Source organism: Dongia sp. (assembly GCF_041909655.1).
In the GTDB taxonomy this organism is placed as follows: Bacteria; Pseudomonadota; Alphaproteobacteria; order Dongiales; family Dongiaceae; genus Dongia.
On sequence record NZ_JAYRDA010000008.1, the window covers coordinates 51,673 to 71,653 of the forward strand.

General features: G+C 62.8%; 20 protein-coding genes. 12 read left to right on the plus strand and 8 right to left on the minus strand.

Annotated features, from left to right (window positions below):
* Positions 1-984: an ArsR/SmtB family transcription factor gene (locus tag ACE3PR_RS16480; RefSeq protein WP_374374131.1), complete on the plus strand. Its 984-nt coding sequence runs from the start codon at positions 1-3 to the stop codon at positions 982-984.
* On the opposite strand, the gene ACE3PR_RS16485 is transcribed toward ACE3PR_RS16480, so the two are convergent.
* On the minus strand, positions 969-3,356 hold the full coding sequence (locus tag ACE3PR_RS16485) for a patatin-like protein (protein ID WP_374374133.1): 2,388 nt from the start codon (positions 3,354-3,356) through the stop codon (positions 969-971). The genes ACE3PR_RS16480 and ACE3PR_RS16485 overlap by 16 nt on opposite strands.
* A gap of 222 nt (positions 3,357-3,578) precedes the next feature.
* On the opposite strand from ACE3PR_RS16485, the gene ACE3PR_RS16490 reads away from it, so the two are divergent.
* The 11 genes from ACE3PR_RS16490 to ACE3PR_RS16540 all read left to right on the plus strand — a co-directional run bounded on the left by ACE3PR_RS16490 (position 3,579) and on the right by ACE3PR_RS16540 (position 15,483).
* The gene (locus ACE3PR_RS16490) at positions 3,579-4,613 is read left to right on the plus strand and encodes an LLM class flavin-dependent oxidoreductase (RefSeq protein ID WP_374374135.1); all 1,035 of its coding nucleotides are present in this window, start codon (positions 3,579-3,581) and stop codon (positions 4,611-4,613) included.
* 68 nt (positions 4,614-4,681) lie between these two features.
* On the plus strand, positions 4,682-5,401 hold the full coding sequence (locus ACE3PR_RS16495; RefSeq protein ID WP_374374138.1) for an HAD family hydrolase: 720 nt from the start codon (positions 4,682-4,684) through the stop codon (positions 5,399-5,401).
* A 4-nt stretch (positions 5,402-5,405) separates the two neighbouring features.
* On the plus strand, positions 5,406-6,356 hold the full coding sequence (locus ACE3PR_RS16500; RefSeq protein ID WP_374374140.1) for a sugar-binding transcriptional regulator: 951 nt from the start codon (positions 5,406-5,408) through the stop codon (positions 6,354-6,356).
* A 154-nt stretch (positions 6,357-6,510) separates the two neighbouring features.
* On the plus strand, positions 6,511-7,824 hold the full coding sequence (locus tag ACE3PR_RS16505) for a sugar ABC transporter substrate-binding protein (RefSeq protein WP_374374359.1): 1,314 nt from the start codon (positions 6,511-6,513) through the stop codon (positions 7,822-7,824).
* Positions 7,825-7,973: 149 nt separating this feature from the next.
* Positions 7,974-8,846, plus strand: coding sequence for a carbohydrate ABC transporter permease (locus ACE3PR_RS16510; protein WP_374374142.1), 873 nt, complete (start codon positions 7,974-7,976; stop codon positions 8,844-8,846).
* A gap of 3 nt (positions 8,847-8,849) precedes the next feature.
* The gene (locus ACE3PR_RS16515; protein ID WP_374374145.1) at positions 8,850-9,680 is read left to right on the plus strand and encodes a carbohydrate ABC transporter permease; all 831 of its coding nucleotides are present in this window, start codon (positions 8,850-8,852) and stop codon (positions 9,678-9,680) included.
* Between the two features lie 22 nt (positions 9,681-9,702).
* Positions 9,703-10,701, plus strand: a complete 999-nt coding sequence (locus ACE3PR_RS16520) for an ABC transporter ATP-binding protein (protein WP_374374148.1) — start codon at positions 9,703-9,705, stop codon at positions 10,699-10,701.
* Positions 10,702-10,703: 2 nt separating this feature from the next.
* Complete coding sequence (locus tag ACE3PR_RS16525; RefSeq protein ID WP_374374151.1) at positions 10,704-11,474, plus strand: L-iditol 2-dehydrogenase; 771 nt, start codon at positions 10,704-10,706, stop codon at positions 11,472-11,474.
* A gap of 25 nt (positions 11,475-11,499) precedes the next feature.
* Positions 11,500-12,273, plus strand: a complete 774-nt coding sequence (locus ACE3PR_RS16530; protein ID WP_374374154.1) for an SDR family NAD(P)-dependent oxidoreductase — start codon at positions 11,500-11,502, stop codon at positions 12,271-12,273.
* 30 nt (positions 12,274-12,303) lie between these two features.
* On the plus strand, positions 12,304-13,914 hold the full coding sequence (locus ACE3PR_RS16535) for an FGGY-family carbohydrate kinase (protein WP_374374156.1): 1,611 nt from the start codon (positions 12,304-12,306) through the stop codon (positions 13,912-13,914).
* Between the two features lie 132 nt (positions 13,915-14,046).
* Positions 14,047-15,483, plus strand: a complete 1,437-nt coding sequence (locus tag ACE3PR_RS16540) for an aldehyde dehydrogenase family protein (protein ID WP_374374159.1) — start codon at positions 14,047-14,049, stop codon at positions 15,481-15,483.
* A gap of 119 nt (positions 15,484-15,602) precedes the next feature.
* Here ACE3PR_RS16540 and ACE3PR_RS16545 read toward each other — a convergent pair whose 3' ends face one another.
* From ACE3PR_RS16545 to ACE3PR_RS16575, 7 genes are all read right to left on the minus strand, one after another.
* On the minus strand, positions 15,603-16,082 hold the full coding sequence (locus tag ACE3PR_RS16545; RefSeq protein WP_374374161.1) for a plastocyanin/azurin family copper-binding protein: 480 nt from the start codon (positions 16,080-16,082) through the stop codon (positions 15,603-15,605).
* Between the two features lie 39 nt (positions 16,083-16,121).
* Positions 16,122-17,411: a multicopper oxidase domain-containing protein gene (locus ACE3PR_RS16550; protein WP_374374164.1), complete on the minus strand. Its 1,290-nt coding sequence runs from the start codon at positions 17,409-17,411 to the stop codon at positions 16,122-16,124.
* Between the two features lie 10 nt (positions 17,412-17,421).
* Complete coding sequence (locus ACE3PR_RS16555) at positions 17,422-18,588, minus strand: TolC family protein (protein ID WP_374374166.1); 1,167 nt, start codon at positions 18,586-18,588, stop codon at positions 17,422-17,424.
* A 1-nt stretch (position 18,589) separates the two neighbouring features.
* Positions 18,590-18,901, minus strand: coding sequence for a hypothetical protein (locus tag ACE3PR_RS16560; protein ID WP_374374168.1), 312 nt, complete (start codon positions 18,899-18,901; stop codon positions 18,590-18,592).
* A 145-nt stretch (positions 18,902-19,046) separates the two neighbouring features.
* Complete coding sequence (locus ACE3PR_RS16565; protein WP_374374170.1) at positions 19,047-19,481, minus strand: hypothetical protein; 435 nt, start codon at positions 19,479-19,481, stop codon at positions 19,047-19,049.
* A 122-nt stretch (positions 19,482-19,603) separates the two neighbouring features.
* Positions 19,604-19,750, minus strand: a complete 147-nt coding sequence (locus ACE3PR_RS16570; RefSeq protein ID WP_374374173.1) for a hypothetical protein — start codon at positions 19,748-19,750, stop codon at positions 19,604-19,606.
* On the minus strand, positions 19,747-19,890 hold the full coding sequence (locus ACE3PR_RS16575; protein WP_374374176.1) for a hypothetical protein: 144 nt from the start codon (positions 19,888-19,890) through the stop codon (positions 19,747-19,749). Before ACE3PR_RS16575 ends, ACE3PR_RS16570 begins: the two co-directional genes overlap by 4 nt.
* Positions 19,891-19,981 lie beyond the last annotated feature (91 nt).

Genomic DNA, 19,981 nt, shown 5'->3' on the forward strand with positions numbered 1-19,981 from the left:
ATGGAAGATATCCTGAAAGGGCTGCGCGCTTCGGCCGAGGCCACGCGTCTGCGCATCATAGGTCTTTGCGCCCATGCCGAGTTGACGGTCAGCGATCTGGTGGAAATCCTCGGTCAGTCTCAGCCCCGTATCTCGCGCCATTTGAAGCTCCTGGTCGAGGCGGGCGTTCTAGTGCGCAATCAGGAAGGCCCCTGGGCCTGGTATCGGCTGCCGGAGGAGGGCGTGGGCGGCGAGCTTGCCCGCCTTATCGTCGATCTGTTGCCGCCCGATGATCGCAAGCATGCGCAGGATTTGAAGCGCCTGCAGGCGATCTCCGAAGGCTGGACCGCGCGCGTCGCCGATTTCTTCCGTCAGCATGCCGGCGATTGGGAGCGCATGCGCTCGCTCCATGCCGATCAGGCGGCGGTCGATGCGGCCCTGCTGTCGGCCCTGCCGTCAGGCCCGATCGAGAATCTGCTCGATATCGGCACCGGCGCCGGCCACGTCCTGCTGCTGGCCGGTACGCGCGCGCAATCGGCGATCGGCGTCGACCGTTCCCGTGAAATGCTCAATGTCGCGCGCTCCAACATTTTCCGCGCCGGACTGCGCCATTGCCAGGTGCGCCAGGCCGACATGATGTCGCTGCCTTTCGCCGATGGCGGCTTCTCGGCTGTCACCATGAACATGGTGCTGCATTTTGCCGAGCGGCCGGATGCCGTCGTGCTGGAGGCCGCGCGCATGCTCAGTCCGGGCGGGCGTCTGGTGATCGTCGATTTCACGCCCCATCATCTCGACCGCTTGCGTGAGGAGCAGGCCCATCGCTGGCTCGGTTTCGACGACGATCAGATCAAGACCTGGTGTACCGCGGCCGGCCTCGAGTGGCTGTCGAAACAGCATCTGGGCGGGGGTGAGCTCACGGTCGCGGTCTGGTGCGCCGAGCGCCCGGCGGATGCTCAGGCGGCGCCTAAATCTGCTGGAAAAGGCAGGCGTCAGCCAAAGCCGTAACGGGCCATCACTTCGCGCCGCAAGGTGGGGATCAGTGTCGGGTCGGTTTTGAGATGCGGTTCCTCGGAATCGAGGATCGCCAGGAACAGACGCCCCCGCAAGTGCTCGGGGTCGAAGCCGTTCGCGAGATGCGGTTTCACCGCGGAGAGGATGACGTCGAGTGCCCGCTCGGCGGCGTTGAGGCGGCCCCAGAGAAAATCATGCTCGCGCCAGGCGCGGTTGAAGAAGGCGCCGAAGCTCATCAGCGATGTCCCGCGCAAGGTGACCGCGCCGGCGCGCAATCCCCTGGCATCGTCCGGGCTGATGCGGTCGACCAGAACCTCGTTGATCTCATCCATCTCGGTCCATTGCAGGATCGGAAAGGTGATGAGGTCGAAGAAGGCGAAACCGACATAGGCCTTGGCAACGGTGCGCCGCGCCTGCGGCGGCAGAAAGGCAAATCCCACCACCGAGATGATCTCGTCGAGAGCGGCATCGATGTCGAGCAGCCCCAGCGCTTTTTCCAGCACGCGGAGATCCGGTGTTTCGATCTCGGTCCCGTCGCGACCGGCGGCGGCGATGCGCGCGGCGGCTGCCACCGTGGCACTGCCATATCGCTCGGCCTTCCACAACGGTGCGGTTTTCTCCACCACCTCATAGAGTGCCGCCTTCAAGGCGTCGATGCGGCCGGATTCGAAATCGGCATCGCCCTTGGCTGCATTGTGGTAGAGCTCGTTCAGTCGGCGGATGACGAAATGCGTCCGGCGCAAACGAAAGGCGGCGTCGAAGGCGCGCAGGAAACGGATGCGGCGCTTCAGCACCGGGTCGACGACTTCTTCATCCAGCTCGAGGTTGCTTTCCACCGGCGGCGCATTGAGCAGCCAGCGATCGAGTGCGATGGCGATCTGTGCCGGATCCGCTTTGGGATCGGTGTGCTTGACCAAAGCCACGACAAAGCTGGACAGCCGGTCGATGACGCTGCGGATCTTCAGTTTCTGATAGCTGAGATAGGCATAGCCGGCGCCGCGATGCGCGGCCTCGTTGGCGAGCTTCCGGAAGCGGGTCACATCGGCGATGGTCGGCGGATTGTCGGGATCGAGATCGACAATATCGTCCACCAGCCGCTCGACCTCGGGATCGGCCGCGCCCAGGATTTCCGACAGCCGCCGCGCGTGATTGTTCCAGGCCTCGATGGCGCCAAGATCGTCGGCGATGGGTTCGTTCCGCGGAATGACGGCGAGCGAGGCGAGGATGGTGCGGAAGAATCCAGGGGCGCCTTGCCCCGTGCGCTGCGGCGCGTCGGGCCGCGGATTGGGATCGACATAGATGATGCGCCGCACCACTTCGCGCGCGGCGGGCCGGTCGCCCAAGGCGTGAATGACCGGCGAGAAGGGCTTGTTCATCACCACGCTGCCGTCGATGTAATAACGCTTGCGCGCAGCCTCGGCCAGATCGCCGCCGAGGCCCAGCTTCTCGGTCATGAAGACTTGGCGCGAGGGCCAATAGCGGTCGCGGAGATCCAGGATGTCGTCCATCTCGCCGATGGTCGCCGGGGGAAAGGCGCCGGGGAAGGAGGAAGTGGCGCGCGACGAGAACACCAGTGCCGGCACATAATCCGAACCGAATTCGCTGGTGAGTTCGCCCGACAGATTGCGCCGGCTGCTGAAGGCGATGATGCGCCGATGCTCGGTTTCTTCCACGACCGGCGGATCGTGGAGCTCGATGCGGTGCCGGTGCCCGCGGTAATCCGTGACCGTGACGAAAAGATCCAGGCGATGCCCCGGCGGCAGAAGCGTGCGGCCGGGTTGAGCTCCCAGATCCATCGAATCGCAGGCATCCAGCATCCAGCCGGCAAAGCGCTCGCCGGAGAAGGGCGGCGTGAACCAGCGCGCCTGCACGAAGCGGCGTATCTTGGCGCGCGTCTCCGGATCGGCGACTTGGGGTCCGAAACGGCGGACCAGCAAGCGGTCCATGAGCGGTGCCAGCGGTGCCTTGAGCGCGCGGCTCAAGAGGCTTGCCGGTGCCGATAATTGCGTGACGTCGGCATTGCGCAGCCATAATTCCCGATGCGATTCCAGCGGCAGGTCGTGGGCGAGGGCGCGGGCCAGCATGACACCGTTGATGCCGCCGGCCGAGGCCCCCGAAATGAGATCGATTACGATCCTGAGATCGATCTCCGGTGCCAGTGTTTTCAGGAGGTCACGATAGACCGCCGTGGATTCGCTTTCATCGCCGGATGCCGCATCGCGGTTATCCGGGTTGGCGCGCCCGGCATGGAATTGCTGCGAGGCGCGAATGAGATTGAGGAGCTCGCGCGTGACGCCATGAATGTATACGGCCAGCGACACGCCGCCATAGAGCACGACGGCCAACCGAATCTCGATCTGCTTCATCGTTCCTCTTTCCCCGCCCCGGATGTCACGACCCATGATACGCGACTCGGGCACGAGAAGTGCTGCGTCGGCAGCATATCCGATGCCGATCCCCCTGCCGATAGGTCGGTCTTCCAGGCCTCAGCCCTGCAATCTCGACATGAGAGGTCGCGCGATTTGCGGCATCAGGTCATTGTCTTGCCTTGCTATCGTGCCTACCTCCCGGAGCATGAAAGGTTCCGCATGATCCCCTTTTCCGTCCTCGATCTCTCGCCGGTGCCGGCCGGCGCCACACCCGCCACAGCCTTTGCCAATTCGCGCGATCTCGCGCGGCATGTCGAGGGATGGGGCTATCACCGCTATTGGCTGGCCGAGCATCACAGCATGCCCGGCATCGCCAGTGCCGCCACCGCGCTGGTGATCCAGCATGTCGCCGCTGCCACTACACATATCCGCGTCGGTTCCGGGGGCATCATGCTGCCCAATCATGCGCCCCTCGTGATCGCCGAGCAGTTCGGGACGCTGGCATCGCTCTTTCCCGGCCGCATCGATCTCGGCCTTGGCCGTGCGCCCGGGACCGATCAGCGCACGGCTCGCGCACTCCGGCGCAATCTCATGGGCAGCGACGATTCCTTTCCCGCCGATGTCCTGGAGCTCCAGGCCTATTTCAAGCCCACGGAGCCGGGCCAGACGGTCCAGGCCGTGCCGGGTGCCGGGCTCGATGTGCCGATCTGGCTTCTGGGTTCCAGCCTCTTCAGTGCGCATCTTGCGGCCGAGTTGGGACTGCCCTTCGCTTTTGCCTCACATTTCGCGCCGGATTATCTGCTGCATGCGCTGGATCTCTATCGCGCGCAGTTCAAACCCTCTGCGGTACTTGCCAAGCCCTATGCCATGGCGGCGATCTCGATCTGCGCCGCCAACACGGATGCCGATGCGGCCTTGCTGTTCACCTCCATGCAGCAGCAATTCGTCCATCTGCGGCGTGGCACGCCCGGTATGCTGCCGCCACCGCGTGCCGATATGGATGCGTTCTGGTCGCCGGCCGAGAAACAGATGGTCGATCACGCGCTCGCCTATGCTGTGACGGGATCGCCGGATCGGGTGGAGGAGGGGGTTGCCCGCTTCCTCGACCTCACCGGGATCGACGAGTTGATGATCGCCGGCCAGATCTACGATCATGGGGCGCGCTTGCGATCCTACGAGATCGTCGCCGATATCCATGGCAAACTGGGCCGCGCGGGAATCGCCGGGGACGGAAAGCTGCGCGACGCAATCTGACGCGAGGATCGGCACGTTTCGGCAATTTCGGGCTATTCCGACTGAAGAAATGCCCGTATCATGGGCATATGATTGCGTTGCCCGAACCCATGGACCAGCCCGCTGCCAGCGCCATGCAAGACATCGATCTTGTCATTTTTGATTGTGACGGCGTGTTGGTCGATAGCGAGGTGCTGAGTTGCACCTGCCTGGTCGACGAATTGCGCCAGGCGGGGATCGCCATCGATCTCCCCGAGGTGCTGACCCGCTTTCTCGGTCGCAGCCTCCAGGCTGTGGCGACGCATTACCAGGAGGTGCTCGGACATCCCATGCCCGACGCCTTCCGCGAAAAGCTGCGCCACCGTGTGCGCGATAGCTTTGCCGCATCGCTGCGGGCCATTCCCGATATCGAAATGGTGCTCGGCACGCTGCGTCAGCCCTTCTGTCTCGCCTCGTCCAGCGATCTTGAACGGATCGACTTCTCCCTTACCATGGCGGGCCTGCGCGATTATTTCGGCCCGCGCATTTTCAGCGCCGACATGGTCAAGCACGGAAAGCCGGCACCGGATCTCTTCCTCCACGCCGCAAGACAGATGGGTGCGGATCCCGAACGCTGCCTGGTAATCGAGGACAGTATCAGCGGTGTGACAGCAGCCAAGGCCGCTGGTATGATTGTGTGGGGATTTGTCGGGGGAAGCCATTATGCCGAACGCGATGCCGACGGTGATGATGCTCGGGCCGCCTTGCGCGCCACGGGCGCCGATTGGGTATTCGATCGCATGAGCGATTTCGGGCAGAGGCTGGCATAGAGCCATGGCCATCAGCGACAACGAAAGATCGCGTCTTGACGATGCAGCGCGCGCGGGCTGGCTCTATTACATTGCGGGCCATACCCAGGACGAGATTGCCAAGAAACTCAATGTCTCGCGGGCGACCGCGCAGCGCATGGTTTCCCTTTGTTTGTCGGAAAGATTGATCACTTTCCGGCTGGCGCATCCAATCGCCGCCTGCATGGAATTGGCCGACCGGCTGAAGGAAACATTCGGTCTCACGCATTGCGACGTGGTCCCGACAGATACGGGTGCGCCCGGCAATCTCACCGGCCTCGCCGAACGCGCCGCCTGGCTTCTCGAGCAGACCTTGCGCAAGGACAAGCCGGCCATCGTCGCCATCGGTACCGGCCGCGTCATGCGTGCTGCGGTCGAACAATTGCCGCCGATGGACTGTCCGAATCACCAGGTCGTCTCGCTGGTGGGTGCCATCTCGCCGGATGGTTCGGCGAGCTTTTTCGACACCGTGGCGCGCCTTGCCGACCTCACCAAGGCGCGGCATTACCCGATGCCCTTGCCGGTCTTCGTCTCCAGCCCGGATGAACGCGCGCAATTGCTGCGCATCACCGCCGTCTCGCGGGTGCGTGACATCGCGGCCAAGGCAGATCTCCGTCTGGTCGGCGTGGGTCAGGTGGACCGTCAGGCGCAATTGCATATCGACGGGTTCATCAGCCGCGAGGAAGTGACCGAACTGATGCGCCTCGGCGCAATTGGCGAGATCACCGGCTGGGCTTTCGATGCCGTGGGCAAGATCATCGAGGGCGGCACCAATGCCCGCATCACCTCGATCCCGCATGCTGTTCCGGCCGAAGCGCTGACCGTGGGCGCCGCCCATGGCCCGGCCAAGGTGAACGCGATCCGCGCGGCCCTCATCGGCCGTTTGTTGAATGGCCTCATCACCGACGAAGCGACCGCCCGCGCGCTGCTCGCCTGAAAACGCGGATCACAGCTTTAGATTGAAGTCGCTCCCATGCTGAGGTGCCGGTTTTGCTGCGCCGCAAAATCGAATCCGCATTGACTCACCTGCGTCATGATGTGAGCATCGGCTCATCATAAGAGCAAAAGTCCATTTTATCTGGGAGGACATGATGAATAAGATGCTCGGCACGCTTTTGGGTGCCGTTTCCGCCATCGCTATGACGACTGCTGCCCTCGCCGAGGAATTGACCATCGCCACGGTCAATAACGGCGACATGATCCGCATGCAGGGTCTCACTGAGGATTTCACCGCCAAGAATCCGGACATCACCGTGAAATGGGTGACGCTGGAGGAGAACGTGCTGCGCCAGCGCGTCACCACTGACATCGCCACCAAGGGCGGCCAGTTCGACGTGCTGACCATCGGCACCTACGAGGTGCCGATCTGGGCGAAGAAGGATTGGCTGGTACCGCTCGACAATCTCGGCGCCGATTACGATGTCGACGATCTCATCCCGAAGATCCGCGATGCGCTCTCGGTCGACGGCAAACTCTTTGCGGCACCGTTCTACGGTGAGAGCTCGATGGTGATGTACCGCACCGATCTCATGGAAAAGGCCGGCCTTACCATGCCGGAACAGCCGACCTGGGATTTCATCATCGACGCCGCCAAGAAGATGACCGACAAGAGCGCCGACGTTTACGGCGTGTGCCTGCGCGGCAAGGCCGGCTGGGGCGAGAACATGGCCTTCCTTTCGGCCATGGCGAATTCCTTCGGCGCGCGCTGGTTCGACGAGAACTGGCAGCCGCAATTCGACAGCCCGGAATGGAAGGACACGCTCACCACCTACGTCAATCTGATGACCGAAGCTGGCCCTCCGGGCGCAAGTTCCAACGGCTTTAATGAAAATCTGGCGCTCTTCAACGCCGGCAAATGCGGCATGTGGATCGACGCCACCGTGGCCGCGTCCTTCGTCACCAATCCGAAGGAATCATCGGTCGCCGACAAGGTCGGTTTTGCCCTCGCCCCGAACAAGGGCCTCGGCAAGAACGCCAATTGGCTCTGGGCCTGGAGCCTCGCCATCCCTGCGGGCTCGCAGAAGATCGAAGCGGCCGAGAAGTTCATCGCCTGGGCGACCAGCAAGGCCTACACTGAATTGGTCGCCTCCAAGGAAGGTTGGGCCAACGTGCCGCCGGGCACCCGCAAATCGCTCTACGAGAACCCCGAGTACATCGCGGCCGCGCCCTTTGCAAAACTCACTATCGCCTCGATCGATCTTGCCGATCCGAACCAGCCCACGGTAAAGCCGGTCCCCTATGTCGGCGTGCAATACGCCGCCATCCCGGAATTCCAGGGCATCGGCACGGCGGTCGGCCAGCAATTCTCGGCCGCGCTCTCTGGGGCCAGCACGATCGACGATGCGCTCGCCGCCGCCCAGGATGCGACGGTGCGCGAAATGACCCGCGCGGGATATATTAAGTAACGAACGGCGTTCCCCAAGGCCGGTCGGGCAGGGGATAGTCCGGCCGGCAAATTCGCTCTTCCTGTCCCGAACCAACTCGGCCATCCGGTTTCAAACTTGGAACCGGATGGCCCCTTCCTTCCGGGGCCCGCTTTCATGCGGAGGCAGTGATGGCAACTCAACAGACCAAGGTTCTCGGCAGGGTATTGCTGTCGCCGGCGGTCGGCTTGCTGCTGATCTGGATGATCGTCCCGCTCGTCATGACAATCTATTTCTCGACGCTCAATTACTCGCTGCTCGATCCCGGCAATGAGCGCTTCGTCTGGTTCGAGAACTACTACTATTTCCTGACCGACCCGGCTTTCCTGGCCTCGCTCCGCAACACGCTGGTCCTGGTCGGCTCGGTCCTTCTCATCACCATCGTCTTCGGCATCCTGGTGGCCCTCCTCCTCAACCAGGTGATCATCGGCCGCCCGATCGTGCGCCTGATGGTGATCGCCCCCTTCTTCATCATGCCGACCGTCAGCGCTCTGGTCTGGAAGAACCTGCTGATGCATCCGGTTTCCGGGCTCTTCGCCTGGATTGCAAATTCGTTGGGCCTGACGCCGATCGACTGGTTCTCCCAGATGCCGCTCTTCTCGGTGATCCTGATCGTCGCCTGGCAATGGCTGCCTTTCGCGGCCCTCATTCTCCTGACCGCCCTTCAATCCCTCGATGAGGAACAGCGCGAGGCCGCGCTGATGGATGGCGCCGGTGAACTTTCGATCTTCTTCTATCTGACGCTGCCGCATCTCGCGCGTCCGATCGCGGTCGTGATCCTGATCGAGACCATCTTCCTGCTCACCGTCTTTGCCGAGATCTTCGTCACCACCGGCGGCGGCCCGGGCCTCGCCACCACCAACATCGCCTTCCTGATCTATTCCGAGGCGCTCATCCGCTACAATGTGGGTGGGGCGTCTGCGGGCGGCCTCATTGCCGTGGTCATCGCCAACATCCTCGCTTTTTTCCTGGTCCGCATCGTCGGCCGGAATTTGGAGGCCTGAGCCATGGCCCGCCACGTCACGCGCTCGCGGATCCTCGTCAACACCGTCGCCGCCTGGGGCGTCGGCTTCGTCATCTTCTTTCCGATCCTGTGGATGATCCTGGCCAGCTTCAAGACCGAGCTCGAAGCCTTCACCATCCCGCCATCTTTCCTGTTCTTCGACTGGACGCTGGAGAATTACGAGACGGTGCAGAGCCGCAGCGATTACCTGCATCACGCGATGAACTCGGTGATCCTCGCCGGCGGCTCGACGCTCATCGCCATGCTGATCGCCATTCCGGCCGCCTGGTCGATGGCCTTTGCGCCGACGAAACGCACCAAGGACATTCTCCTCTGGATGCTCTCTACCAAGATGCTGCCACCGGTCGGCGTGCTGGTGCCGATCTATCTCATCTTCCGCGATTTCGGCCTGCTCGACAGCCGCGCCGGCCTGGTCTTCATCCTCTGCCTCGGCAATCTGCCGATCGTCATCTGGATGCTGTTCACCTATTTCAAGGAAATTCCCAAGGATATTCTCGAAGCCGCGCGCATGGACGGTGCCACGATCGGCAAGGAGATTGTCTACGTGCTGACGCCGATGGCCGTACCCGGCATTGCCTCGACCCTGCTCCTCAACGTCATCCTTGCCTGGAACGAGGCCTTCTGGACCCTCAATCTCACCACCTCGGAAGCGGCACCGCTCACGGTCTTCATCGCGTCCTATTCATCGCCCGAGGGATTGTTCTGGGCGAAATTGTCGGCGGCCTCAGTGCTCGCCATAGCACCCATCCTGGTCATCGGCTGGTTCAGCCAGAAGCAATTGGTGCGCGGTCTCACCTTTGGCGCCGTGAAGTAGATTTGGAAAGGTCGGATCCGTCATGGGCAGCATAACTCTCGAAGGCGTCAAGAAGTCGTTCGGCCCGCACGACATCATCCACGGTGCCAACCTCGACATCGAGGACGGCTCCTTCGTCGTCTTCGTCGGGCCGTCCGGCTGCGGCAAGACCACGCTTCTCCGCATGATCGCGGGACTCGAGGATGTGAGCGCCGGACGCATTCTCATCGACGGCATGGACGTGACCGAGGTGGCGCCGGCCAAGCGCGGATTGTCCATGGTGTTCCAATCCTACGCGCTCTATCCGCATATGAGTGTGCGCGGCAATATCGCCTTCGGCCTCAAGATGGCGAATGCGCCCAAGGAAGAAATCGACCGCAAGGTCGATCATGCCGCCGCCCTGCTCAACCTCACCCAATATCTCGACCGCAAGCCGCGCGAACTTTCCGGCGGCCAGCGCCAGCGCGTGGCCATCGGCCGTGCCATCGTGCGCGAACCCAAGGCGTTCTTGTTCGACGAGCCGCTCTCCAATCTCGATGCCGCTTTGCGCGTCCAGATGCGCATGGAAGTGACGCGCCTGCAGCGGCAATTAGCGACCACCGCCGTCTATGTCACCCACGACCAGGTCGAAGCCATGACCATGGCCGATCGCATCGTGGTCCTGAATGCCGGCCGCATCGAGCAATTCGGCTCGCCGATCGAACTTTATGAGCGCCCGGCCAATGTCTTCGTGGCTGGCTTCATCGGTTCGCCGCGGATGAATCTGGTGACGGGTGCCGTCGCCGAGCAATTGGGCGCGGCTACCATCGGCATTCGTCCGGAACACATCGCCATCGGCGGCGCCGGTGCCGGCTGGGATGGAGTTGTGAGCGTCGCCGAGCATCTCGGCAGCGATACTTTCGCCTATGTCGAGGTGCCGGAAGTCGGCCTCGTCACCGCGCGCTGCCCCGGCGAGATGAAGATTTCGGCCGGCGAACGCGTGCATCTCGCCCTCGACCCCGCCCACATCCATCGCTTCGGGACGGACGGCAAGGCGCTCTGATCATGAAGCTGAAGGACAAGGTCGCGATCGTGACGGGCGGTGCGCGCGGCATCGGTGCGGCCATCGTCGAGCGCTATGTGGCGGAAGGTGCCACCGTCGCCATTGCGGATCTCGCCATGCCCGATGGTGAGGCGCTCGCCCAACGTCTCGGCGGCAAGGCCTTCGCGGTTTCTCTCGACGTCACCAAACTGGCTTCGATCCAGGCCATGGTCGATCTGGTGAAAACCAGGGCCGGCCGCATCGACATCCTGGTGAACAATGCCGCTGTCTTCGACATGGGGCCGGTGCTCGAGGTCACGGAAAAGAGCTGGGACTTCCTCTTCGCCGTCAATACCAAGGGCCTTTTTTTCACCCTTCAGGCCGTAGCGAAGGAAATGGTGGCAAAAGGGCAGGGCGGCAAAATCATCAATATGGCGTCCCAAGCCGGTCGCCGCGGTGAGGCCTTGGTCGCCACCTATTGCGCCACCAAGGCCGCGGTCATCAGCCTTACGCAATCCACGGGGCTGGACCTCATCAAGCACAAAATCAATGTCAACGGCATTGCACCCGGCGTGGTCGACACGCCGATGTGGGAGGAAGTCGACGCCCTTTTCGCGAAATACGAAAAGCGGCCGCTCGGCGAAAAGAAAAGACTGGTGGGCGAGGCGGTCCCTTACGGCCGCATGGGGCTCCCCGAGGATCACACGGGTGCCGCCGTGTTTCTGGCATCTACCGATGCCGATTACATCGTCGCTCAGACGCTCAATGTCGATGGCGGCAATTGGATGAGCTGAGCGGCTCAAGCTGAGAGAGAAGAAAATGTATTTGAATATGTTCAAGCTTCAGGATCGCGTCGCTCTGGTGACCGGCGGTGGCCGTGCGATCGGCCTGGCCTGTGTCGAGGCGCTGGCCGAAGCAGGTGCCAAGGTCATCATCGCCGACAACGACCTCAAGGTCGCAACCGAGGGTCAGGCCGAAATGAAGGCCAAAGGTTACGACGTCGACGTCGTGGCGATGGACGTCACCGATACCAAACAGGTGAATGCGGTCGCCGACGATGTCGTGCGCCGCTATGGCAGGATCGACATCCTCGTCAACAATGCCGGCATCGCCCGCAGCGAGACGCCGGCTGAGACGGTCACCGACGAGCATTGGCTCAACGTCATTGATGTCAATCTCAACGGCACCTTCTGGTGCTGCCGCGCCTTCGGCAATCACATGCTAAAGGCGAAATCCGGCGCCATCGTCAATATCGGCTCCATGTCCGGCTTCATCGTCAACAAGCCCCAGGAACAGGCCTATTACAACGCCTCCAAGGCGGGGGTCCATCACCTCACCAAATCCTTGGCGGCGGAATGGGGTGCTCGTGGCGTCCGCGTCAATGCCGTGGCGCCGACCTATATCAACACGCCCCTCAACGCTTTCGTGAAAAAGAACCCGGCCATGTATGACGCCTGGATCGGCGGCACCCCCATGGCCCGCCTGGGCGAGGTCGAGGAGATCGCCTCGGTGGTCCTGTTCCTGGCCTCGGATGCGGCCAGCCTGCTTACCGGCAGCATCGTTCTCGCTGACGGCGGCTATACTTGCTGGTAAAGTCCCGCTCCAAAATGGAGCGGGGGAGAGATGAGCGAGACTTTCATCGGCATCGATGTCGGAACCGGTAGCGCGCGCGCCGGCGTGTTTGACGCACGCGGGCGCCTGCTGGGCTCGGCCAAACAGGCGATCACCATCTGGCACGATGCCGGCGAGGTGGTGGAACAATCCTCCGAGGATATCTGGCGCGCTTGCGTCAATTCGGTCCGCGCCGCTCTGGCCGAATCCGGCGTGAAGCCTGAATCCGTGGCGGGGATCGGCTTCGATGCCACCTGCTCGCTGGTTGCCATCGACAAGGCCGGGAATCCGGTCACGGTCAGCCCCAGCGGCGATCCGCAACGCAATATCATCGTCTGGATGGATCACCGCGCCACCGCCGAGGCACGCTGGATCAGCGAGACCGGCGAGGACGTGCTGCGCTATGTCGGCGGCACCATCTCGCCCGAGATGGAAACGCCGAAGCTCCTCTGGCTGAAGAAGCATCTGCCGGCCAGCTTCAACGCCGCCGGCTATTTCTTCGATCTTCCCGACTATTTGACCTACCGGGCCTCGGGCTCGACCGCGCGCTCGGTCTGCACCGTCACCTGCAAATGGACCTATCTCGCCCATGAGAAGAAGTGGAGCCGCCCTTATTTCGAGCGCATCGGCTTGGCCGAATTGCTGGCGGATGGTGAAGCGAAGATCGGCGGCGAGATCGTCGAGCCTGGCACGCCACTGGGCCGCGGCCTCAGCGAAGCCGCCGCCGCCGAACTGGGTCTGAAGCCGGGTATCGCCGTAGGGGCGGCGCTCATCGATGCCCATGCCGGCGGCATCGGTTCCGTCGGCGGCCGGCTCGGTAATGGCCCGGTCTCGGTGACCGAGCGCCTGGGCTACATCATGGGCACCTCCGCCTGCATCATGGCGACGACGCCCGAACCCTGTTTCGTGCCGGGCGTCTGGGGGCCTTATTATTCCGCCATGGTGCCGGGCTTCTGGCTCAACGAGGGTGGCCAATCGGCGGCGGGCGCGGCGATCGACCATCTGGTGCGTTCGCATCCCGGTTTCGCCGCGGCTGAAGCCGCCGCCAACGGCACCCCGGTGCTCGATTTCCTGGAACGCCGCGTGGCGGCCCTGGCCAAAGGCAACCCGGCTCTGCTGGCTCGGGATATACACGTGCTCCCTGAATATCTCGGTAACCGCTCACCCTTCGCCGATCCCGATGCGCGCGCCGCCGTGGTGGGCCTCGGCCTCGATAACGACATCGTCAGCCTCGCACGCCTCTTCGTGGCCGGACTCTGCGGTCTCGCTTACGGCCTCGACGACGTCATCGATTCCCTCCGCCAGCAGGGCATCTCGCCCAGCATGATGGTGATGAGCGGGGGCGCCAGCCGCTCAGGTCTCGTACGGCGCATCATGGCGGATGCGACCGGCCTCGACATGGCGCTGCCGACCAGCCCGGAACCGGTTCTGCTGGGGGCCGCCATGCTGGGCGCCGTCGCTGCCAAGGTCCATGCCGATATTCCTGCTGCCATGGCAGCCATGTCGGAGATCGGCGAGGTGACCAAACCGGATCCGGCCATCGAAGGCTTTCATCACGCCAAACGCCGGATCCACAAGAAGATGCAGGAGTTGGAGCGGGTTGCACGACGCGAAATGGCCTGATGGCAGGGTCATCCCTGGCTTGCGTTATCGGCGGTCGACAGGGGGTTGATTTGTCGTACTATTGCGCCCCATTTAGACCCTGTGGATCGCGCTTCTGCCGTGATCGTCAACTAACTGAAAGAATTTCGAAAAATGGCTGAGCTGCACAAAAATCTGATTGCCGGCGAGTGGGTTGAGGGCGAGGCTGTCCCCAACATCAACCCTTCCAACACCAATGACATCGTCGGCCATTACGCCCGCGCCACCGCCGAGGATGCCAAGCGGGCCATCGCCGCCGCCAAGGCCGCTTTCCCGGCTTGGTCGCGTTCCGGCCTGCTGGAGCGCCACGCGATCCTGCGCAAGGCCGCCGACGAGATCCTCGCGCGCAAGGACGAGCTTGGCCGCCTGCTGTCGCAGGAAGAAGGCAAGGTCCTGGCCGAGGGCATCGGCGAGACCATCCGTGCGGCGCAGATTTTCGATTTCTTCGCCGGCGAAGTCCTGCGTCTTGCTGGCGAGACCCTGCCCAGCGTCCGCCCCGGTATCACCGTCGAGGTGACGCGCGAGGCCGTGGGTGTGGTCGGAATCATCACGCCCTGGAATTTCCCGATCGCGATCCCCGCCTGGAAGATCGCCCCGGCTTTGGCCTACGGCAACACGGTCGTCTTCAAGCCGGCCGATCTGGTGCCGGGCTGCTCCTGGGCCATCGTCGACATTCTTCATCGCGCGGGTCTCCCCAAAGGCGTCCTCAACCTCGTCATGGGCAAGGGTTCCGTGGTGGGGCAGGCGATGCTCGACAGCCCGGACATCAACGCCATTACCTTCACGGGCTCGGTCGGCACCGGCAAGCGCGTGGCGGCGGCCTCGATCGAGCATAACCGCAAGTTCCAGCTCGAAATGGGCGGCAAGAACCCGATGGTGGTGCTCGACGACGCCGATCTCACGACCGCCGTCGAAGCCTGTGCCAATGGCGCCTTCTTCTCGACCGGCCAGCGCTGCACGGCCTCGTCGCGTCTCGTCGTCACCGCGGGCATCCACGACAAATTCGTGGGCGCCCTCACGGACCGCCTGAAGGCCCTGGTGATCGACGACGCCTTGAAAGCCGGGACGCAGATCGGCCCCGTGGTCGACGCGAACCAGCTTGCCCAGGATGAGAGCTACATCGATATCGGCCGCAAGGAAGGCGGCAAGCTCGTCTTCGGCGGCGAGCGCTTGAACCGCGACAATCCCGGCTTCTATCTGCAGCCGGCCTTGTTCACCGAGACCACCAACCAGATGCGCATCTCGCGCGAAGAGGTCTTCGGCCCAGTGGCCAATGTCATCCGCGTCAAGGATTACGAGGAGGCACTCGCCGTCGCCAACGACACGCCCTTCGGCCTCTCGTCGGGCATCTGCACCACCAGCCTCAAGCATGCGACGCATTTCAAGCGCAATGCCGAAGCCGGCATGGTGATGGTGAACCTGCCCACCGCCGGCGTCGATTTCCATGTTCCCTTCGGCGGCCGCAAGGGCTCCAGCTACGGCTCGCGAGAACAGGGCCGCTACGCGGCCGAGTTCTACACGACGGTCAAGACCGCCTATACGCTGCCCTGACCGGTCAGGATGCTGCCGCGAATCGGGCGCCGGATGGTCGGCGCCCGATTTTCAGCAAGATCCTCCGGGTGGTGGGGCGCGCCAGCCATTCTGCATGGCGCGCCCGGTGATTGCTGTTGTTATTGCTGCATCTTCACCTTCGACACCATGCCGGCTTGATAGTGACCAGGTATCTGGCAGGCGAACTCGATGCTGCCGTTGATGGGCTTGGTGAAGGCCCAGATCACTTCCTTGGTTTCCCCGGGGGCCAGGGATATGACCGCGGCATCGTTCTCGTGCTTCATGTCCGGCATCTTCTCCATCATCAGTGCGTGGGCGCGCTGGCTGGGTGAATCGCCGACCGAGAATTCGTGATCCAGAACACCCTTGTTGGTCACCACGAATTTGACGACATCACCCTTCCGGATCGTCATCGGTTCATGCACGAATCGCATTTCCCCCTCGGCGTCAACGATATCGACCAAGACGATCTGGGTGATCTCCTCGACCGTTCCCGGCTCGCCGAAGGTGTAGTGACCGCCGTCATGAGTGCCCGCGGCAAGGGCATTCCCGGCATGGAGCGACAAGGTAACGACGAACGCAATCAGCAGCTTTTTCATAATGTTTCCTTCTGTCATCAAGCTTGAGTAAGTGGTTGTTCAGGATTTCAGTTCGTAGGCGACGGTACCCTCTGGATGCTCGTACCAACCGGGGTCGGCATAATCTCCAGCTGCCGTATCCTTGCGAACCTTCAGGACGGTGAACATGCCGCCCATCTCGATCGGCCCGAACGGGCCTTCGCCGGTCATCATGGGCAAGGTGTTCTCGGGCAGGGTCATGCCCATCGCCGCCATGTCCTGCATTTCCGCCATGCCGTTTTCACCCATGGGCATGTACATGTAGTTGGGCAGGAGCTTGGCGACCTTCGGCGTTGCCGCCTTCTGGTCGACGCCGATCATGTTGGGCACCTCATGTCCCATCGGGCCCATCGTGTGGTGCGACTTGTGGCAATGAAACGCCCAGTCGCCTTCGACATCGGCATCGAACTCGATCACCCGCATGGCGCCCACGGGAACGTCTGTCGTCACTTCCGGCCATTGCGCGGTGGGCGGAATCCACCCGCCATCGGTGCCGGTGACGTTGAACGAGAATCCGTGGAGGTGGATCGGGTGGTTGGTCATGGTCAGATTGCCGATGCGGATCCGCACGCGGTCGCCCTGGCGCACGACCAGCGGGTCGATGCCGGGAAAGACCCGGCTGTTGAAGGTCCACATGTTGAAATCGGTCATCTCCGCCGTGTTCGGCGTGAAGGTGCCCGGATCGATATCCCAACTCGCCAGCAGGAAGCAGAAATCCCGATCGACGCGGCGTGCATTGTTGCGCGGGTGCACGATGAACATGCCCATCATGCCCATCGCCATCTGTACCATCTCGTCGGAATGAGGGTGGTACATGAAGGTGCCGCTCTGCCGCAGCGTGAACTCGTAGACGAAAGTCTTGCCGCGCGGGATGTGCGGCTGTGTCAAGCCGCCGACACCGTCCATCCCGTTGGGCAGCAGGATTCCATGCCAATGGATCGTCGTGTGCTCGGGCAGTTTATTGGTGACGAAGATGCGGACGCGGTCACCCTCGACCACTTCGATCGTCGGCCCGGGCGACGCGCCGTTATAGCCCCAGCAATTCACCATCATGCCCGGTGCGAATTCGCGTTGCACCGGCTCGGCCACCAGATGGAATTCCTTGACGCCGTCCTGCATGCGCCAGGGTAGCGAACCGCCGTTCAGCGTTACCACCGGATTGTAGCCGCCACCCGCTGCGGCGAGCGGCTGGCGCGTGCTGGCATCGGTGAATATCTCCGCTGCTGTGGGTTCAGCGGTGGCCTGCGAGATCAAACCTGCAGCGGCGGCGACGCCCAATCCGGATGCCTTGAAAAAGTCCCGTCGATTCATCTCATCCTCCTCAATTCGGCAAAGTGCCGCCGACCGACTGGGCCAGCTCGGCATCGGCGATCCAGAAATCCCGCAGCGTCTCGACATATTCCCGTCCGGCCTCGATCTGGCCGCGCGTGTCGTCGATCAGGTCGTAGATCCCCATCAGCATGCCGTTGTATTCGAGTTGCGTTTCCCCAAGGATCGCCTCGGAAAGCGGCAGCACGGTTTCCTGCTGATACTTGGCAAGGTCGTAGCGGATCTGGAGGTTGCTGTAGTTCTCGCGTACTTCGGAGCGCACCTCGATCGCGGTCTGCCACATGCCCCAGGATTTGCGTGCATGCAGCGCGTCCAGGCGTCTTTCCAGCGCAATGGCTTCCAGGTCGTCATATCGGGGCCGCGATGCCGGCAGGTCGGGCAGGCGTTCGGGTGCCTTCCATTGCGCATCCTCGCCCCACAATCCGAGCAGGCGATTGAGCGCCTCCCGCGCGGCGATTGCATCCTGCTTGGCCTCCGCCAGCGCCTTGACGGTCTCTGCATGCGTCATGTGCTGCAGCGCCTGCGCCCGCTTGCTGGCGGTGCCGGCTACATATTGCGCATTGGCCAGTTCGGCGGCCGCCTGGGTCGCCGTGGCAGATTGCTCGAGCATGAGCTGCAGCTGTTGCGCGGCCACCGCGTCGAAATAGGCTTTGCGGACATTCTCGCCGGCTTCCAGGAAGTCTTCCGCCACCGCGAAATACTCGGCGGGAAAGTCATATCGATAAACCGTGTTGACCGATTTCATCAGGGCAAGGCGGGCTGCTGTCCAATCAAGCGTGCTGGATTGCGCCGCGGCTTCCAGATCGCCGGCCGCGGCGATGTCGGCCACGAGATCCTCATCCCAGATTTGGTAGTCCTGGTAATGCTCCTGCAGTTCCGGCGCATTCAGCATGGCGATTTCCATCGCTGCCGGCAGCGACAGGGGCGCAGCGAGCAGCGCCTTGATCCGCACCTGTACCGCCTCCTGATAGTCGCTGAGCTCGGGCAGGGGCCGCCGGTCCAGATAGTCGGCCCGCGCCACCACGCGCTCTGTGTCTGGAAAGGTGTCGAGATTGGTTGCCGAGCATCCGCCTATGGCAAATGCGGCTGTCATTGCGGCGGCAAGGTGGAACTTGCGGCGCGCTGTTTCGGTTCGTCTGGCCAGTGTCATCTGTGTCATCTCAATCACCTGACTGGTTTCCGCTGCCGTGCATCTGGCTATGGTCCATGCCCGGCATCACGTCGTGATCAGTCGACGCGGCCGGATCCGGCGCGTTCAGATCGCCTAACCGTTGGCCATAACTCGGCACCGGTGCAGCGCGCTCGGCGAGCGGCACGGCAAATGAAGGGAGGTCGAATGTGATGGCGGCAGGACTGGCCTGTGACGTGTCCGCCGGATGAGCGGGTTGATTGGCGGCGTTCTCCGCCGATACGGGCATTGTGATGGCAATCAGCAATGCGGGAGCGGCCAGGGCCGCGAGCCTGTAAGTCATATGGGTAATCTCCTGTTTCGCACGATTGGCGAGCGGGCACATGCACGGGCGTGCATGATTGGCTCGAACAAGCCGCTAGAACCGGTGCGTCAATACGCGAAGGCTCCGTCCGCCCAGTAGGGCAGCCGTGGCGGCTATGTGACGATCAGGAGAGTTTGGGTGGGCGCAGGTCGCCGTGGAGATCGGCGGAATCACCGCTGACCGAGAGGTGCGGAAACACGATGCTGTCGGAACCCGGCGTGGCGAGAGCCATGTCGGCCGGCGCGATGCAACCGGGGCAACCGGCGGCGTTCGAATGACACGTGCTGACGAGGCCCTGGTTCACGCCGTCCGATTTCGTGTCGTTGGATGGCACGATGTCATCGATCGTGGATGCGACGACCGCGCCTGCATCATCAGCAGTGTCCTGATGAGAGGTGGGATGGGCATGTGCATGCTCGCTGCCCGTCTGCGCATGCGCTGTACCGCACAAATTGGATATGGCCGCCACTGCATCGGCCGACGCGGTGACGACAAACAGGCAAGCCAGCAGGAGACGTATGAAACGAAGAGAAGCCAACCGCACACCGATTTCGATCAAGGCTACGGGATCGTTATGGGAGATAGTCGCAGCCTCGTCAAGTACAAGGGCTGGTCAGAATTGGTGATTATGTGATGATGGCAACCTTGCCACGCGGAAAGGTTATTTCGAAGGCAGCGTCGTCAATCGTCGCGCTTGCGGTCGACTGGGCCGCTCGGCGGCCGGTCGCGGTCCTTCATTGCGCCGACGAACATCCAGGTCAGGAAGAACCCGCCGCCGAACATGCCGGCGATGATGAGGATGTCGAGCAGGCCCATATCGTCGCTCATGATGCCTCTCCCTGGTATTTCTGCACGAGCTGGCGCGCTGCTGCGATCTCGCCGCCGGCGGCCATCTCGGTGCCGTCGAAATAGATCTCGAGCGCGCGCTGCAAGTCCCAGGCGGTGACCGGCTTGCGGCTCTGCGCCATCAAGACGAGCTCGCGCGAACAGGGCCGTTATGCCGCCGAGTTCTACACGACGGTAAAGATGGCCTATACGCTGCCGCAAAAGAGGACGCGC

What these genes read in the sequence shown, in the direction of transcription:
- ACE3PR_RS16480 (WP_374374131.1), top strand. Translation starts at nt 1, where the DNA reads ATGGAAGATATCCTGAAAGGGCTGCGCGCTTCGGCCGAGGCCACGCGT.
- ACE3PR_RS16485 (WP_374374133.1), bottom strand. Translation starts at nt 3,356, where the DNA reads ATGAAGCAGATCGAGATTCGGTTGGCCGTCGTGCTCTATGGCGGCGTG.
- ACE3PR_RS16490 (WP_374374135.1), top strand. Translation starts at nt 3,579, where the DNA reads ATGATCCCCTTTTCCGTCCTCGATCTCTCGCCGGTGCCGGCCGGCGCC.
- ACE3PR_RS16495 (WP_374374138.1), top strand. Translation starts at nt 4,682, where the DNA reads ATGATTGCGTTGCCCGAACCCATGGACCAGCCCGCTGCCAGCGCCATG.
- ACE3PR_RS16500 (WP_374374140.1), top strand. Translation starts at nt 5,406, where the DNA reads ATGGCCATCAGCGACAACGAAAGATCGCGTCTTGACGATGCAGCGCGC.
- ACE3PR_RS16505 (WP_374374359.1), top strand. Translation starts at nt 6,511, where the DNA reads ATGAATAAGATGCTCGGCACGCTTTTGGGTGCCGTTTCCGCCATCGCT.
- ACE3PR_RS16510 (WP_374374142.1), top strand. Translation starts at nt 7,974, where the DNA reads ATGGCAACTCAACAGACCAAGGTTCTCGGCAGGGTATTGCTGTCGCCG.
- ACE3PR_RS16515 (WP_374374145.1), top strand. Translation starts at nt 8,850, where the DNA reads ATGGCCCGCCACGTCACGCGCTCGCGGATCCTCGTCAACACCGTCGCC.
- ACE3PR_RS16520 (WP_374374148.1), top strand. Translation starts at nt 9,703, where the DNA reads ATGGGCAGCATAACTCTCGAAGGCGTCAAGAAGTCGTTCGGCCCGCAC.
- ACE3PR_RS16525 (WP_374374151.1), top strand. Translation starts at nt 10,704, where the DNA reads ATGAAGCTGAAGGACAAGGTCGCGATCGTGACGGGCGGTGCGCGCGGC.
- ACE3PR_RS16530 (WP_374374154.1), top strand. Translation starts at nt 11,500, where the DNA reads ATGTATTTGAATATGTTCAAGCTTCAGGATCGCGTCGCTCTGGTGACC.
- ACE3PR_RS16535 (WP_374374156.1), top strand. Translation starts at nt 12,304, where the DNA reads ATGAGCGAGACTTTCATCGGCATCGATGTCGGAACCGGTAGCGCGCGC.
- ACE3PR_RS16540 (WP_374374159.1), top strand. Translation starts at nt 14,047, where the DNA reads ATGGCTGAGCTGCACAAAAATCTGATTGCCGGCGAGTGGGTTGAGGGC.
- ACE3PR_RS16545 (WP_374374161.1), bottom strand. Translation starts at nt 16,082, where the DNA reads ATGAAAAAGCTGCTGATTGCGTTCGTCGTTACCTTGTCGCTCCATGCC.
- ACE3PR_RS16550 (WP_374374164.1), bottom strand. Translation starts at nt 17,411, where the DNA reads ATGAATCGACGGGACTTTTTCAAGGCATCCGGATTGGGCGTCGCCGCC.
- ACE3PR_RS16555 (WP_374374166.1), bottom strand. Translation starts at nt 18,588, where the DNA reads ATGACACAGATGACACTGGCCAGACGAACCGAAACAGCGCGCCGCAAG.
- ACE3PR_RS16560 (WP_374374168.1), bottom strand. Translation starts at nt 18,901, where the DNA reads ATGACTTACAGGCTCGCGGCCCTGGCCGCTCCCGCATTGCTGATTGCC.
- ACE3PR_RS16570 (WP_374374173.1), bottom strand. Translation starts at nt 19,750, where the DNA reads ATGAGCGACGATATGGGCCTGCTCGACATCCTCATCATCGCCGGCATG.
- ACE3PR_RS16575 (WP_374374176.1), bottom strand. Translation starts at nt 19,890, where the DNA reads ATGGCGCAGAGCCGCAAGCCGGTCACCGCCTGGGACTTGCAGCGCGCG.